Below are 16,357 nucleotides of genomic sequence, written 5' to 3'. Positions count from 1 at the left end.
TTAAAGTGTGTGCAACATTAGAAGGAGAGGCCAATGAGCGAATTTCGTATAGCAACGCTTGACGACTACAAGACGCTGCACCCCGACCACGACTACATCCCACCACTAGTCACCGATGACGGCCATGTCAGCGCAATCGGCACCGCCCACGGACGCACTATTCCCGTCATCGGATCTACACGACCACCCATTTTCGATGTCTCCCTCAATCCCCTCGATGGCTCACAGGTACGCATCTACGCCGATGAAGCTGATGATGTACTCGCTGTCCTTCTCGGCACCGAATACCAATCCCAGCTGGCACGATGCAAACAAATCGAAGCCAACTACATGGAACTCAGCGACAGTGACCAAATGGGCAGCGCAGGCCACACCATGCGCGAAGAATTCGACTCAGAAGTCACCCTCCTTGGCATGATTCGCGGCACGTTCGCACACACCGCCCGCGCCCGCGCCCAACAGCTCGTCAACGACAAAGCCAAAGCCAGCGGAGCATGGGAGGCACTAACCGACCAGGAACGCACCATCCTGGAACAGGCAGCGGACATGACCAGCGAGACAGCCCCCGTAGGCATCGTGAAGGAAATGACCATCCCCGATCCAACACACCCTGGACACACGCTGACTGGACGGGTGGGAGAGTGGGGCGCGGACGTTGACCTCATTCTCAACGAAGTCGATTACTACCCGTGGTGCGAAGTGCCACCGGTGTTTTCCCAGGTAACAATTACCGACACTCAGGGAAACAGCTACGTCGATGATTCCTCCAAACTCAATCTCCGAATCATCCGTGTCGATTCCGCCGAAGAACTCTTAGAAGACCTCGGAGAGCTGGGCGTTATTTCTATGACTGTCCGCCCTGCAGTGCCGGTAGATGCTATTTTCCGCCCAAACTACGCCGAGACCGTACAAGCCCGAATCGACGCCAACCTTTCCGCTGCAGCGGACAACTGAGAGGAATGAACACACATGGTATGCCGTGAAAATAAAGGTCGTTCAGCCATCATGGGCTACGTCAAGCACCTGCAGCGTGAATTGGGTGGCGAAGCCTTCAACGACGCCGAGGTTCAATCACTGATTCACCAGGTCAAACACGACGGTGACGCCCTTGACGTGGAAGCACCACTGACCAAGGAGGAGCAGGTGGACATGATGCGCCGACTCCGCTCCCAGATCATTGAAAACCCCTCCATCTCGGAGGAAGAAAAATACCGCAAATCCACCCAACGACCAGGCATTGTGACCCGCTTGGACGAAGAAATCGCCCGCATTGAAAGCGGAAAAACCGCCAAAGGTGACCCGCTTACAGCCTCCCAACTCAACACCGCGTCACACATGTACGCCATGCAGCGTTTGGGTAACACGTTGGAGCGCATCAACCCTGCCAAGCAGGAGTTTTTGGAGACCAATGCCCGCCACCGTGGCATTTCCTACGAGGAAGCTCAAGCAGAGTGGTCGCAGCTGATGTCGCAAAAAGGACATTTTGAGTCCCGCTCCCTGATCCGTGACGATGTGCGTGAATCGCTGGCCACCGCTGGCATTGACTCCCACGTCCAAGCCAACTTGGGGGCTTCTGGCCGCGCCATCAACGCCATGGAAGTCATGGAGGCACGCAGGATGGAGATGGTGAAAAACTCAGAGAGTAAACCAGCCGTCACCAAAGAGCATTCCTTGGCAACATTCGTCGCCCCAGGTTCGAAGGAATCCCAGCTCAGGTGTCGCAAATGTGGCCAATTTGGCCATGAGGATTCATCCTGCCCAAACATTAAGCAGGTTGAGCGCTTGGAGGACATTAGGGCCGAGCGTCACCTCATCAGTAGGGCAGAAGAAATCGCCCACGACCGTCACTTCATAGACACAGCATCAGATGATGTCATCCGTGAACTTTATGGCGTTGATGATGTAGATCAAGAGCGCGCTGACACGAGAAGAACCCTCGATGCGATGGCAAACGAATTGTCGGCGGAAGCCAATGGCACCGGCGCAAAATACTTGGACGAAAAATACCGCAAACGCGCCCAAGTGCGTATCGAGCGCGAAGAAAAACGCGCCGAAAAAGAAATCAGCAACAACGCCGCCATCGTCTCCAAAGATGTCTCCGACGTGCAATACAACGAAGACTCTGGCGTCATCGTCATCCACCGCACCCCAGACGAAGATGGGCAACCACGCGAACCGATTATTCGACGCTGCCACCCAGATGAAGCAGCTGACTTCTCAGAACGCCTCCGCACCGAACCTTTAGACAAGGTTCTCGCCACCAGCATGAACACAGATGGCCACCAGTTCGCCAACCGTGGAGACGCACAAGCAGCGCTCACCATGAACCGCTGCCCAACCTGTGGGCAGTGGGCGTCGATGACATCCGGACACAAATGTCCAGTCCCTGGTGGCCCATCAGAGGAGCTTGAGCATGACCGCCGACGTGCACGCATTGAGCAACAGCAAAAGCGTCGCAAGCGTCAAGCTGACGGCGGGGAGCCAGTGGCGTCTTTCGAACGTGACGTGGATTTCCGTGGGCACCAAGGCCAGCGTAAACGCAATCTCCGCTACGCCCTTGACGGGGAACAAGGAGCCATCACAGTCAACAACTATCGTTTCGGAAAGCCCAAAGAGGTGCTTTCTTCTGTTGATGAAGGAAAAGTCGCTTTACCAGCGGTGTCAGCCTCGTTTGAGGATGGCCAAGTCTCTGGTCGTGTGTCCGTCTGGGCCAACGACGACGGCGAGCGCATGTTGTCTGCCTACGACACAGGCTTGGCAGAAGCAGGTCTGAAATGTGATTGTGCAGACTACGCCAAAAACTATCGCTGCAAGCACATCCAAGCGACCCGCGTGATGGTGCAACAAGCCTACGGAGAAGCAGGAACACCCACCCGCGCACTCCCAGATGGTGTTGTCCCAGGCGACCGCATTGTTCGCGGCGCAAACGCCGACCAAACCGCACAAGACGGCTTAGAAATCAATGAGGAGCGCATCGGAATGAACCGCCTGCAGTCGATGAAGCGCAGTCGTCGGTGGGAGGAAATGCAAAACTTCGTCTCCAACCGTGCTGCAGGTCAAGGAACCACCACACTCATGGTGGAAGGCCCACGATCCAACGATGGTGAAGCTATGGATTGGCCAGACACGTGGGCACCACAACCCACGACCGATGACGGCACGCAGCGTCGTGAACAGTCCCTCGGGAAAGTCACTGACCTCACCAACCGTGGAGCCGTTGCAGACCGATTCCGCACACTCATGTCCAACCGCTACGTCGAAATGCCAGATGGATCCAGGGAGCGCATCAAATACGCAGCGAACATGAGTAGCAATCCTGGCGGAATCACCATCAATCTGCCACGAAGCTTCCAGCGCACCACCCCAGCACGACGACGCGCGGCACAAAAAGGCCTCGCAGACATGCTTGGGGTGCCACAGTCTACCGTCACTGAGAAAGGCCTGTTCATCCCTGATAACACCGCCTCATACGCGGAATATCTGGATAGGGCATCGCAGAATGTGAACACCCGCAGAATCAACGGCCCACAAACAGTGTCGTTGCCCACTGCAGAAAGCTACGAAGCCAGCCGTAAGAATTCTTTGCGAGGCTGGCGAGGCGTGACCGCCAACGTTTAGTCCACACCCACAGCCCGCGCACTGTTGCAGGCTGTGGGCCAGTTTTTAGTCCAGGAGCACCACAATGACCACCATGACAGCGGAAGACGCAATGAAAATGGCGTTAGGTGATACAGTCACCGAACCGGATCAACCTGCATCCACACCGGATTCAGTACCGGATTCCGCACCCGCCAGCACCAAAAACGCTGCAGTTGACTCGCACCAAGGGCCACTGACAGCGGAGCAAGCGGAAAAGCTGATCAACAAAGCGATCCGCGCTGCAATGACGTTTGCTGATGCGATGCGCCAAATCGTGTCGAAAAGAGCGTGGGAGGCGTTGGGGTACAGCGACCCGCGCCACATGATGCGGGAACGATTCACCGGCAAGCTCATTAATCCATCAACTGGGGAGCCGTATTCGGATTCCTACATTCGCAGAATGTCCAACATGGCATGGGTCTTGTGGTCACTGACTGAATACACCGGCTTGGATGTAGATGAACTGCAGATCAGTGCGCGGGATCTAGAGAAAATCCCGTTCGGTGTGGGTGGAAAAACTCATGAAGAACTGGTCGATACAGTCCTCGAAGAAATCGAAAAGCGTGGGGCTGGCAGCGCCGAAGACGTGCAAAAAGCCATCGACGCCACGTTGGAGGCATCCGCTGCAGCGGGTGAACCAACCCCGCCTGAACCGGACGACGATTTTGTACCCTCCGGCCTGTTGCCGTCTGAGCCGATTCTTGGTGACTCCCCCAGCACCGCTGAAAGCACCCAGCGTGGGCGCGGCATTAGTGAAGCTGTGGGGGAATCAGAGGGGGACTGGCAAGGCCAAGCGGAGTCTCGTCCACGGTCTGCAGCTGAATCATTTGATGAAGATTTCAGCAAAGGTTCCCAAGCCCCCAAGAACACCACGGGGATGGCCGAAGCGCTGGAAATGATGCGCACCGCAGATCGGACGACAGACAGCGTGAAAAAGCTGTCTGGTTTCCCCGCTGACCTATCCGAAGCGGTGCAGGGCGTTCAAAAAGCGTTGCCGGAGATGGTGAACGTGCTGAAAACTGTCCTCGATGCAGGCATGGCAGCATTGTCGGTCGGAAAAACCGATGATGTTGAAGGTTTGTTCGACAGTTTGAATGAAAAAGAGTTGGATGACCTTCACGAACAGGTGGAACAAGCCGTGGAGGTCGCCCCCACAGTTCAGGCGCTGGCGAAGATTTTGGGTGAAGTTGCTGGCGAACGCCAAGAACTCCCAGGCTTGGGGCCAGTATCTGTGGTGGCTGAACTGTGCGAAGAAGCAGTGGAGGTGGTGGAACGGTTGGAGGATTTCATGGATGAAATCGACGTGATCATTCAAGATTTTTAACCACCGCACGGGTGCGGAGCCAACGTTTCGCACACAGAAAAAGCCCCACGCGAACAGATCCGCGTGGGGCTTTCCCTATGATCATGTGACCTGGGGTTTCAACCCAAAAATGTAACAATGTGAGTGATAATATCGCACCGCGCGGGTATTACTACACGCACTGTTACAAAAACAAGGCCATTTTTAGCGCTCTACAACCCAGCCACCACGTGGCCAGCATCCACCCCAGACATACCGGAACCCACCAAAAACACTTGCAGCACCACCAGCGCAGTGAACACCGTCAACAGCACTTTATCGGCCATCCCTGATGCAGAAATACGCAGCGGAGCAGGCAACCCAAAATCCCACCACCGGCGACCTGACACTGGAACAAACGGTGCGAGCGCTGGAATACCGTTTTTGGTGATGAAATCACCAGCAAGGTGGGTTAACACACCCACAGTCACCGCAGACCCCATCACCAACGCCGACGCTGTATGCGGAACCACAGTCCACGCCACCACGGAAATAGCTGCAGCAACACCCGTGACCACCAGCCAATCGTTTTTCTTCGACCAGCTTGGCACCAGCCCTCGAATCGCCAGACCCAGGAACAGGAACAGCAACCCGATGGCAGCGTTTTTTCCAAACGCGGCGATAAGCGCAGACGCTGCAGCACCAGCCAAAAACCCAAACCAGATGGTGTGTGTGGCGGTTCTGTGCCCATTTCCGCAGTATTCGTCTTTCGCCCCGCGTGTGAGGTTCACCAATGCTTGTGCAGCGTTTTCAGTGACGTGGGATAGGCCAAGACTTAACGGCCCAAACGACCGCGACACGGTGGCTTGGGGGGAATCAAGATCGGGGAGTAGTGCGGCACCAGCTGCAATGCCAGCGTAAACAAAAGCTTCCTGAGCGGTGGCAACCCCGCCCCAGGAGGCAGGTAGAGCTTGCGCGACGGCAAGACCAACCGCAGCGCCACTCATGGCGTGTGTAGGCCCCATAACCATGGGATAGTCCTTCCTTTTGGGTTTCTTCTGGAATGAACTCTATGGAGGGGGTGTGCACGAATGCCCGAAGTTTTCTTAGTAGGGGACTGCAGGGGAAAACTTGTGGGCAGTTTGGGGGAATGAAATCCACAAAATGAGTTCACGGGAAGTGTGCGGGGAGCCCAAAAATCGGGCACCGCCCATGGTGGGGTCAGTACTTTAAAACCACTGCAGGACGGGACAAACCCTCCTCACAAAGCCTTTAGGAGGCTCCCCATGATTGTTGCTTCACTTCTCACCCGTTGCGGAGTTAACGCTGCTTACTCTCAGTCCTGTGGCGTTGTATCTTTGACCAGGTGCTGTGCTGCAAGCGTGAACGCGGAAAGCCTCACCGAGTTTGTGTGTAAAAACTGTCACAAGCCAGCCCCAAGCTTCCATGCGACAAGCGGGTGGGATGCTTTTGTGGAGGCTGTTACTGCAGCCGGGTGCCCTTGCCCCACTGAGTGCGCCACCCACGTGTTTTACACGCTGGAAAAGACCGCAGAGGTGGGGGAATTGGTTTAGTATCCTCCCCACCCTGACAAGGGTGGGGTTACAGGATCTGGTCGAGAAGCTTGCTCGCCGTATCAATGATGGTGGGAACCAGTTTGATGGTCAGATCTGAGATGCCATTGATGATGGATAGCAGGATGTCGCCAATGTTGTCGCCGGTGAAAGACTCCACATCGCCTAAACCTTTGAGGACACCGACAACGACAAGGGTGACCAGGATTCCGCTAATAACTTTTCCGAAACTCACTGGTCATCCCCCAACTCTGGAAGTGATGGTGAGACACTTTCCGGGTCGGGAAGTTTCTCAACGAGCTGGTTACCCACCTCACCTAGATCCTCAAATTTTTGTGTGGATGATTCAAACCACTCGGGGGACAACAAGGGTTGGTCATCGCCCAACCATCGCCAAACACCGATAACAACACCGATGAAGAGGAGTGCGGTGACAGCTCCTGACACAATTTTCATGAAACGACCTTTCAGCTTTATGTGGTTTCGATTGTCTCACCCCCCTGTTCACGAACTGTCCGCCACCACAGGCCAGCCGTGGTGGGGTTATGCGGGAAATGGTGTGCGTAGAAAACAGTAAAGCGGTGCGACACCGAACCGTATTGTTCGAGGTCACACCGCTTAAAAGCAGAGGTGGTTTAGGTCATAGCGATGGTGGGGGCGTTGGGATCAACACCAACACCCTCAACTTTTGCCCAACGACCTTCACTGCCACCATCACTATTGGTAATCGTGTGGGAGGCATAACCTAAGTGCTTGAGACGATCACGCACCATATCTTTGAAACCAAGCATGTATTCGTCTGGCTTCCAATCCAGATGGCCAGAGTTATCGGCAAGGAAAAACACCTGGCAGAGCTGGTATCCACCGAGAGGGTCATAACCCCAAGCACGTCCCTTTGGCACACCAGATGCAGGATGGCGGGTGCCATGATCGGAGTTGAGGATCATTTCTGACTCATGCCGGTCTGTGGGGCCAACAGCAAGGCGGAAACCAAGCTGGGAGCGAAGCTGTGTGGACACAATCTTCGAATCAGGTTTCTGTGCTGCAGCCACAATGTTGACCTCCATGGCACGACCAAGACGCGCAATCTTTTCAAGATCGGAGCGTGCCTCGTCTTTTAGTTCCTCATTGTCTTTGTCAGCACCTTTGGCAAGGAAGTCTGCCAGCTCGTCAAAAAACAGGACTAGACGCCTAGGTGGTGCACCGAATTCAGCCACAAGTTCTGGGTTTTCGGCAAGTTTGCGGCGAAGTTCCCCAATGTTGCGGACACCCACCCTGGCAAGCAGCGACTGTCGGCGTTCCATCTCGTTTTTGGCCATGGCGACAGCTGCAACGATTTCAGGATCGAGGGCAGCAAATTTAATGACGTTAGGGAATTCTGGTGTCCACGTGAAGTCAGTCCTCTTCGGGTCGCAGACAACAAGTTCAAGCAGGTCAGGGTTGTACATCGCTGCGAATGCAATGATGTTGAGGGACACCGACTTGCCCATACCGGTTTTTCCACCGATAAGACCATGTGGGGTCTTGTTGAAATCCCAGATCAGGTGTCCGCCACCTTTTCGGAGACCAAAATTGATCTTGCCGTCGCGTGCATCCGCATTCCACTTGTCGAATTCTGGGGTGCCAGGCTTGGGGAAAAACGCATACGGAGGCAGTGGGGGAACAGCGGTCATCGTGACAAAACCTTCTGCAGGATTCCACCGATAATGCCAGTCGCAAGCAGTGGTCAGACTGTCCCAGTGCATTTCGAACGAGTCCTGGGTTTCCTGCTTGGTGACATCGACATCACCAAAATTGACGGTAGCTTCCTTCGGTAGGGACTCCCCAGTTTTGGCAAGTTCCTCCTGCCACTCCACAATGTCGCAATCCACGAAGTTTCGGGAGGATCCAAATTTCGCTTCCACCACGTTGCGGAGACGTTTTGTGGCATATTTTCGTGAGGATTGGAGGGAATCTTTGGCCACAGCTTTCGCATGAAGCACCGTGGAAGCACCAGAAGGAATCCAGTCATAAAGCCACGTTGAACCTTGATACATCGCCTCCATGGAGGTGTCCAAGCTGTTCTCCATGTTGTCACGCAAACGACGCTCAGACAGGTTGCGCGTCCCAAAATTAATGATGATTTCTTCGGGGTAGTCGGAGTGATCCTCAAAATCAGACCACTTTTTCACGTCCACAATCGGCATATCACCCCGGCCCTGAACAAGGCCACCGATGTCGTCGTTGATTTTGCGGGTGGTGTTTTTGCGTCGTGCCTCCACAGATTTACGCTCAACCTGCGTCATTTCGAGGTCGCCTTCACCCCAAGAATAGATCCAGGAACCAGGGACTTTGAGAAGGTCGTCTAGTCCGCGTTCCACCATTTTCCGCGCAAACATGTCCGCGTAGTTGAAGGAACCAAGGGTGAGGATGATTTTCTTGGGGGTTTGCACCATTTCACCTGTTTTGGATTCTGTACTAAACCAGTCGGAACAGGCGTAGGCGTAGTCCGCAGAATCACGCATGTTGATTTTAAAAACTTGGGCTGTTCTGCCATGGACTTTGCGGGTGAATTTTTGGCGGCTGGCTTCCTCACCGTGTTCATCAACGGTGTGGCAGCGCACCACCGTGGGGGAAGGCCATGTAATCAGCCACGTTTGGCCTTGTGGTGGAGCATCAAGGGAGCTGATCAGCGCTTTTTCGACCTGTGTGCGTGCGTACATGCTGGACGCTGCAGGGCAATCCCCGATTTTGAGGGTGAGGTCGGTGGGCTGGCTTTTCTTTCCCCACCGGCGTACCTGAATCTGCTTTTTGGGGCTAAGACCGTTGGTTGGGGTGATTCGTGGGAGCGCTGCAGACCGTTGGTTTTGCTCATAGATTCTGAGAAGCGTTTTCCGACGTGCCGGTTGTACTGCAGCTGCGCGCCCAATGGTGGTGAGAATCCACAGGGCGCAAGCCGTGGCTACAGCGAGTCTGTGGGTGGGGAGAAAGTACCCGAGCGCGGGGAAAATCACGAGAAGCGCCCAGTTGTAGGCGATGATGGGGAGTGGTCCTATTTTGGTGGTGTCTTTATTCCATGTCAGGGTCGCCCAATCGAGGAATAGCTGGCCGGAGCGTTTTTTAGCACTGTCCGCCAGTTGGCTCGACATACTGTTTGGGTTTTTACGCCGAGTTTTGGTGGCCATGGTGATCACATCCTTTTCTATGCTTGGCGGGATCAGACTACGGGGTGGGTGTCCACGAACTGGGCGAATAGAGTGTGAGGGGTACAGGTGGGTACGGAAAAAAGAAACCCCACCAATGTGGTGGGGTGGGTTTTATTGGATTTTAGAAAGGTGGTTCGTCGTCTGCTCCGCCGAATCCTCCGCTTCCTGCCGGTGGGGCTGAGTTCCAGGGGTCGTTTTCTGGGGCTTGCTGGGCTGGGTGTCCTCCGAAGCTGTTTTGGCCAGTGTTTTGATCAGTGTTTTGATCAGTGTTTTGGCCGGTGTTTTGTTGTGGGTTTCCGCTGAATCCTCCTTGGTTTCCTCCGAAGTTTCCACCCTGATTCTGATTTTGGTCAGCGTTATTGCCGCCAAAACCGCCCTGATTCTGGTTCTGGTTCTGGTTTCCTCCGAAGTTGCCCCCGCCGTTTCCGCCACGTGGGGTGCGTTGCACATCTGCTTTAGCGAAAGTGAGGGACGGGCCAACTTCATCTGCCTCAACCTCGAAGACACTGCGCTTATCACCCTCACGGGTTTCGTAGGAGCGCTGCTTGAGGCGACCGGTGACGATGACGCGCATACCTTTTGACAAGGATTCTGCGACGTTTTCTGCAGCCTGTCGCCAGACGTTGACGGTGAGGAAGAGTGCTTCGCCGTCCTCCCACTGGTTGGTTTGGCGGTTGAATGAGCGTGGGGTTGATGCGATGCGGAAGTTGGCGACGGCTGCTCCTGATGGGGTGAAGCGTAGCTCGGGGTCAGCAACGATGTTGCCGACGACGGTGATGTTGGTATCTCCGATGGCCATGGTGTTTTCTCCTTGGTTGGGTGGTGGGTTGTTGTGTGTGTTTAACGGTACGGGTTGGGTGTTTGTGGGTGCCCGGAGTGGTTGTGGGGTGTTTTTGGCTGGTTGAAGCCCCCACTTTTTGGGTGGTGTTGTTCACTGCGCTTATGGTTGCGAACAAAACTGTAGTCGCATAACGTTTGGGGAAAGAAACCTAACACACCCACCACACAAGGAAAACCACATGACCATCTACACACTGTCCGCAAACCAAAAATACGATCCCCACGGACGATCCGAACCCATCACCGGCACCCTCAAAGACATCCAAACCCACCTCCTCGAACAAGCCGGAAAAACAAACCAAGAACTCGGAATCTGGACAGTCTGGGAACTAGACGAAAACGACTACGAAGACGACGAAGAACCCCGCACGCCCATCGAACTCACCCCAGGCTCACTCAAAGAATGCGCCTCCGACCTTTGGGACATCCACCCCAACCACATCACCATCACTGAACAACCAAACTCCACCGACCTCCACACCATCGCCACATTCATCGCAGGAAAACTCCGACTCAACCCCACCTTCACCCTCACCGCCGCCGAAAACTACCTAGCCGGCCTAGAAGAAACCGATAACCGAACCATCAACCGCAACGCACTCAGTGACAACGACATCACCTACCTCACCACCACCATCACCACCGCCCAAAAAGACGGAACCCTCGGAAAAGACGCCATCCACCAACTCGAAAAAACCGCCCACCAACTCGAACAAACACAAACCCAACTCGACAACCTCCTCCAACAACGAGACAACCTCATTGTCAAAGCCCTCGGGGAGGGAGCATCAGTCAACGACGTTGCAGAAGCAGCCGACCGAAGTGCCGCATGGATAAGGAAATTCCGAAAGCACGTAGGCTACTAACAAAACCGCACGTGCAAGGCCCACAGATGAAAAGGCTCGGGCACACTCCACAACCCGATTCCTAGTGTTATGGACACCAACTTCCCTGAACCACCAAGGACAACCATGCACACCACACCTTCACTCCCCGAAGAAACCATCACCACCTGGGCCGACCACTGCAGAACACTGTCAAACGCTAAACGCCTACGCATCCTCCTCGTACTACACTCCACTCCCACACCAACGCCTGTCACCTGCCTTGCAAAACAGGCCGAAATGAGCGTCAACCACGCATCAAGGGCGCTTGTGTACTTGGCGGGAAAAGGTGTTGTGGAGGGGAAAAGGTGGGGTAAACAAATGCTGTACAGCCTGAAAGACACCCCCGTAGTAGACTTCCTCACCTACATTAAGGAAGCACCCCCAACAGATGTCGAATAGGGTTAAAGACAGCAAAACCCCATGTGTATGCTGATTCCCATTACTGCTCTTTGGTAGCTGAAAAGTGAACAAAAACCTGCACACAACTATCTGTTTGTGCAGGTAAAGAAGTATCTTCCCCACACACGTGGGGATTTTTAGCTAGACCGGGTTCGCCGCGCTATGAAAAGTGGATCTTCCCCACACACGTGGGGATTTTTACTGTCCGTTGTGCTGGATTGTGGCAGGGAAGGGAAAGACGCCGACCGTAAAACAACGATTGGCGTTTAACACCCCATTTTCATGGTGGGGGAAGAAAATGTACTAGTTACCTGTGGTTACTGAATGCTGTACTGGCCAGCCAGCGTCGCCGGAGATTTGTGTCCCCTTGCTTTCCATATACTTTTTCAGGCTTTCGTGTTGACGCCGGTAGGCGTTGCTTTGGTAAAGCATAAGATCCTCGATTGTGGAGGGGAGTTGCCTTTTGAAGCGGCGTAGAACGCGCCAAGCGATTCGTGCTGCAAGGAGCGCGTCGTAGTCCGCTGCGTGGGCGTTTCCTTCATCCACCGGCAGTTCATAGTGTTTGGCAACGTCAACGAGTTTGCGGGAACCACGACGAAAACTGAGCGCACGATCCAGTGTAAGAGGGTCGATAACAAGGCCACCGACTTGAAACTGTTGTTGCGTGAGGGCTGTCATCATGGACAGGTCGAAGGGCGCGTTGTACACGATGATGGCTTTCCCATCATTCCATGCGGTGGTGAGGTTGGTGGCTACTTCTTGAACAACATCGTCGTGGGGGCGTCCATGTTGTCTGGCGTGTTCGTTGCTGATGCCGTGAACTTCGGTGGCTTGCGGTGAGATGTCGATGCCGGGGTTGGCGAGCCAATTTGTGCTGTCTACGTGGCCGGTGATGGGGTCGATGTGTGTGATGTTGGCGGTGACAATGCGGTCTTCGTTGACGTTGATGCCGGTGGTTTCCAGGTCGAATGCGCAAAACTGTAGGGATGTGAAATCCATGGGGTGTTCCTTTTCGTTAAGGGGTGTGTTGAACGGTAACTGATGGGTGTTCACCCACCACGAGGGGAGTTGTCGTGGTGGGTGTGGGGTGGGTTTATGCGTGTGATTTTGCCCATTCGTTTTCAGCCCAAGCGAGGAATTGCTGCGGGTTGGCCAACCATTCGGAAAGTGCGGCACGCATGTGGTCTGCAGGGATTTGGGTGGAGAGGTGACTTCCAAATTGGGTGGTGAGCGCGGGGTTGAGGTTGCTAACGTGCTTTTCCATGCCGATGGTGACAATCAGTTCGTCCCACAGTTTGCGGGCTTCCACGTCGTCGGAAAACATGGTGACATTTTGGTTGGTGTCTGCGGGGGTGTGGCTTTTGATTCCGGTGGTTTGTTCGGCGTGTTCTGCAGCGAGTTCCACGGCTTCTGCGTAGCGTTCGCTTGCTGCGGTGCGGACGCGCTTTGCCCAGGCGTTTGCTTGGGTTTTTGCTTCATCATCGTCTCCGATCATGGAGGCCAGGTAGGGATCTTCACAGCGGATGACGTGTTTTACCCATGCGCCTGCTTCTGTGTAGGACTTGCCCATGCGATCGACTGAGCCTGCGACGTGGGCTTGGACGCCATCGGCCAGCCATAGGAGTACGCGGGTGAGGGAGGATTCCAAAGACCTGAGCTGTTCACCGGGGAGGGTGGTGTCAGTGGTGGCGAGGGCGGTGGTGATGATGTGTGTTGCGGTTTCGCGGGTGTGGCGGATCTGGGTGATTTCGTAGGAGCCGGGGTTGATTTGGCCGTTTCCGAGTCGTTCACACCATGGCTTTGCACCACCAGCGCTACTGGAACTGGTTTGCAGGTGGGCGACCATTTTTTTGAGTTGGGCGAGTTCCTTCAACAATTCAGTGTTGTCGCCGGTTGTTTGGGTGCGTGGGGTGGCGATGATTCCGCCAGCACGGGTGCCGTTGGGGAGGGGAGTGCCATCTGGGAGGGCTGCGCCGTTGGGGAGGAAAGGAATGGTGAAGCCTTCTGGGGCGAGGTCGCCGTCCTGGTTTCCGCGCACCAGTGGCCAGATGTTGGGATCAGACTGGGTTTCCGTGGAAAACAAGGTGTGGTTGGGTTGTTCAGCCCAGCCCATTGCTGCAATGATTTTGGAGCAGTTTTCGCCGGTGGTGGAGGAGTTCGCTGCGGACTGGGGGCCGTCTTTGCAGCCACGGAGCTTGTGGATTGGGGTGGTCAGTGGAACGATTTCCCCGTTTTTGGTTTTGTATCGGCGTCGTGTTTCTAGGGCGACATAGACGGGTGTGCCCTGGTTGTAGGCTTCTGTGGCGAGCTTGTGGAGGTCAGTGTTGGATTGGATGTTCGCGCCGAAGTCGTACTTCATTTTTTTGTCGCTTGAGGTGACAACTGTGGAGGCGTCGAACACGATGTTGGCGGTTTCGCCGTTGTCGGTGACTGACTTAATTTTCACCGATGTGTATTCGTTGATGAACACGTCTGGGTGGATGCGGGTGGCGAGCTCTTTTCCGTCTACAACAACGGTTTGTGGCTTTTTGCTTGGTTGCGCGGAGTAGGCGACGAAAGAGGTGTTGTGGTTTTGACGCTGGAACATGTGTGGCTGCTTTCGGCTAGGGGTTGTGGTGTTGTGTGATTCCATGTTCCCACTGACTGTTCCACCTATGCCCGGAACAGGAAAAAGCGCCTTAACCTGCATAAACACGATTGTGGTGAGGGATGGTTTCGTGTCGGGCATTGCTGCACACCCACCCCATAGGTTTAACAGGCATGAATGTTGAAACATTGATTAAAGCGGGAACACACCAGTGGTGTCCACGATGCAAAAATGCCATCATCCTCACTGCTAGTGAATGCTGCGCCAGCTGCAAAAACACCCCAACCAACATTTCTGTACCGAAACCTGCCTCGACTGTTGCCGCGCCCACAGCATCGGGGAAGCGTTTCCTCACCCCAAACCCCACCTCCCAGACGTTTATTCGACCGGAGGCGTTGGGGGAACTGTCCCGCTTTGAGGATTGCTCCCTGTGGATTGTTGCTGCAGGAAAACCCGAGACACAAGGATCCATGAAAGCGGTGGGTGGGGTGGTGAAACACTCCAACGGCAAGAAACTCCACGCCTGGCGGGACACCCTCACGAAGGAAGCGTTGCGCACAGTAGCAGGGAAGTGGACTGCGCTGAACATTCCTGTTTGCCTCGATGTGGTGCTTACTGTGCCTGCACCGGCGAAACTGCCACCCTGGAATCCGTTGGAGACCGAGGATTCGACACCGCCACGGGTGCCTCCGATGGTTCCCCCAGATGTGGACAAGCTTCTCCGCGCTGTTCAAGATGCTCTTTCCCCCAGGGACAATAAGAAGCCGGGGGAGATTGAAAAACTGCGGGATCGACGGTTCAAGCTTCTTGTGGATGATTCCCGGATTATTGATTCTTCGGCGCGGAAAACCTACCCGCGCCCACGCCACACCCATGATTGGGCGTTGGATTATCCTGGTGCGGTGCTTCGCATCTCCCCTGTGGGCCATGGTGTGCCAGCGCTTCCAGCCTCGACGTTGTTGGAGCCAGCGCAACTTCCCCCGCAAGTCGCTGAACTGGCGAAACAGTTGGAAACGCGGGCGTCACATCAACTTATTTAGCGCTGTCTTTTTGTGTCTGTAGTGCTTTCATTGCTTGGGAAGACCACAACAAGTCCATGGTGGCCACCGCATTGTCATCGGCGCGGCCACGGAATGTGAGTTGTGCTTGCAACGTCACGCCGGGGGCGTTGCCCAGTGTCGTAATGGTTGATGACGCGCCCTGGAATCCTTGGGCGGTGGTGGTGGCCACTGTTTGCACCCAGGCTCGGCCATCGGAGAAATCCCACACACCCATATCCACGTCCAACGGTTTGTTGGTGATGCGGATGGTTTTATCGCCCTGGTCGAAGCTGACAAAACCACAGTCGTCAAGCCAGCGGTCAACCACCCCATAATCTAACCCATTAGATTTTATGTATGAGTCAGACGCATCCACACGAATCTGTGAATTATAGGCAGCATTAAACAACTCCGTGGCCGACCACCGACTAGCATTCTCCATCACCAAGCCATACAACTCCGCCTGGCGCTCGCCACCAGGCTCACACTCAGGATTACTGACATTGGTGATCGTCCCCGACGTCTGCAAACGCTCAGGTGGGGACTCCACAAATTCCTGCGACCAGCCAATAAACGGAGGTGCAGGCAAATCACCACCACCAACCGTAATCAGACTGTCCCGATAGGCGAGGGTATCCAACTCGGTGGTCAACGAGTTAACCGCAACAGCAACAAACCCACCCACAGCAGCCACCGCAGACACCACACCCACACCCACTTTCACCGGCGTCGTCAACCGACCCCAAAGCCCTGACCTCCCCCCATTAGAACCGCTACTACCAGACGATTTGTGGGCCGTGTACTTCGAATACGTGGACATCAACATCACACTCCGCAACAAAAAATTCAACGAACATTTAGCAGCTCTGATTGTCGCACCCGCCTGTCCACCAACCCCCAAAAACCGTGCACACCACCATGCTT

At 54.8% G+C, this 16,357-nt stretch carries 14 protein-coding genes; 6 read left to right on the top strand and 8 right to left on the bottom strand.

The window, feature by feature from the left end:
• Positions 1 to 33 precede the first annotated feature (33 nt).
• The 3 genes from ccrud_RS14090 to ccrud_RS14080 all read left to right on the top strand — a co-directional run bounded on the left by ccrud_RS14090 (position 34) and on the right by ccrud_RS14080 (position 4,963).
• Positions 34 to 954, top strand: coding sequence for a hypothetical protein (locus ccrud_RS14090; protein WP_066570151.1), 921 nt, complete (start codon positions 34 to 36; stop codon positions 952 to 954).
• A 15-nt stretch (positions 955 to 969) separates the two neighbouring features.
• Positions 970 to 3,618 (top strand): hypothetical protein, encoded by a 2,649-nt coding sequence (locus ccrud_RS14085; protein WP_066570149.1) that lies wholly within the window; start codon positions 970 to 972, stop codon positions 3,616 to 3,618.
• A gap of 64 nt (positions 3,619 to 3,682) precedes the next feature.
• Positions 3,683 to 4,963, top strand: a complete 1,281-nt coding sequence (locus ccrud_RS14080) for a hypothetical protein (protein WP_066570146.1) — start codon at positions 3,683 to 3,685, stop codon at positions 4,961 to 4,963.
• Between the two features lie 191 nt (positions 4,964 to 5,154).
• Here the strand turns inward: ccrud_RS14080 and ccrud_RS14075 are convergent, their stop codons facing one another.
• The 5 genes from ccrud_RS14075 to ccrud_RS14050 all read right to left on the bottom strand — a co-directional run bounded on the left by ccrud_RS14075 (position 5,155) and on the right by ccrud_RS14050 (position 10,479).
• Complete coding sequence (locus ccrud_RS14075) at positions 5,155 to 5,952, bottom strand: metal-dependent hydrolase (RefSeq protein WP_066570143.1); 798 nt, start codon at positions 5,950 to 5,952, stop codon at positions 5,155 to 5,157.
• A gap of 571 nt (positions 5,953 to 6,523) precedes the next feature.
• Positions 6,524 to 6,730: a hypothetical protein gene (locus tag ccrud_RS14065; protein WP_066570139.1), complete on the bottom strand. Its 207-nt coding sequence runs from the start codon at positions 6,728 to 6,730 to the stop codon at positions 6,524 to 6,526.
• Complete coding sequence (locus ccrud_RS14060; protein ID WP_066570137.1) at positions 6,727 to 6,951, bottom strand: hypothetical protein; 225 nt, start codon at positions 6,949 to 6,951, stop codon at positions 6,727 to 6,729. Before ccrud_RS14060 ends, ccrud_RS14065 begins: the two co-directional genes overlap by 4 nt.
• Before the next feature lie 179 nt (positions 6,952 to 7,130).
• On the bottom strand, positions 7,131 to 9,659 hold the full coding sequence (locus tag ccrud_RS14055) for an FtsK/SpoIIIE domain-containing protein (protein ID WP_066570134.1): 2,529 nt from the start codon (positions 9,657 to 9,659) through the stop codon (positions 7,131 to 7,133).
• 142 nt (positions 9,660 to 9,801) lie between these two features.
• Entirely contained in the window at positions 9,802 to 10,479 is a 678-nt protein-coding gene (locus ccrud_RS14050; protein ID WP_066570131.1) for a single-stranded DNA-binding protein, read from the bottom strand.
• Positions 10,480 to 10,699: 220 nt separating this feature from the next.
• Between ccrud_RS14050 and ccrud_RS14045 the strand changes: the two genes are divergently transcribed.
• Together ccrud_RS14045 and ccrud_RS14040 are read left to right on the top strand one after the other, a co-directional pair.
• Positions 10,700 to 11,386 carry a hypothetical protein gene (locus ccrud_RS14045; protein WP_066570128.1) on the top strand — a complete coding sequence of 229 codons (687 nt, stop codon included), beginning with the start codon at positions 10,700 to 10,702 and terminating at the stop codon, positions 11,384 to 11,386.
• Between the two features lie 105 nt (positions 11,387 to 11,491).
• Entirely contained in the window at positions 11,492 to 11,806 is a 315-nt protein-coding gene (locus tag ccrud_RS14040; protein ID WP_066570124.1) for a helix-turn-helix transcriptional regulator, read from the top strand.
• A 303-nt stretch (positions 11,807 to 12,109) separates the two neighbouring features.
• On the opposite strand, the gene ccrud_RS14035 is transcribed toward ccrud_RS14040, so the two are convergent.
• A complete protein-coding gene (locus ccrud_RS14035; RefSeq protein ID WP_066570121.1) occupies positions 12,110 to 12,805 on the bottom strand; it encodes an exonuclease domain-containing protein in 696 nt (231 codons plus the stop codon).
• Positions 12,806 to 12,899: 94 nt separating this feature from the next.
• Positions 12,900 to 14,534 (bottom strand): hypothetical protein, encoded by a 1,635-nt coding sequence (locus ccrud_RS14030; protein ID WP_066570118.1) that lies wholly within the window; start codon positions 14,532 to 14,534, stop codon positions 12,900 to 12,902.
• Positions 14,535 to 14,566: 32 nt separating this feature from the next.
• Between ccrud_RS14030 and ccrud_RS14025 the strand changes: the two genes are divergently transcribed.
• Positions 14,567 to 15,433 (top strand): hypothetical protein, encoded by an 867-nt coding sequence (locus ccrud_RS14025; RefSeq protein WP_066570115.1) that lies wholly within the window; start codon positions 14,567 to 14,569, stop codon positions 15,431 to 15,433.
• Here ccrud_RS14025 and ccrud_RS14020 read toward each other — a convergent pair.
• Positions 15,426 to 16,169: a hypothetical protein gene (locus ccrud_RS14020; protein ID WP_157776034.1), complete on the bottom strand. Its 744-nt coding sequence runs from the start codon at positions 16,167 to 16,169 to the stop codon at positions 15,426 to 15,428. The genes ccrud_RS14025 and ccrud_RS14020 overlap by 8 nt on opposite strands.
• Positions 16,170 to 16,357: the final 188 nt, after the last annotated feature.

This window comes from Corynebacterium crudilactis (assembly GCF_001643015.1).
In the GTDB taxonomy this organism is placed as follows: Bacteria; Actinomycetota; Actinomycetes; order Mycobacteriales; family Mycobacteriaceae; genus Corynebacterium; species Corynebacterium crudilactis.
The sequence above is the reverse complement of the archived record's forward strand: the minus strand, read 5'-3'. Positions and strand labels throughout refer to the sequence as shown.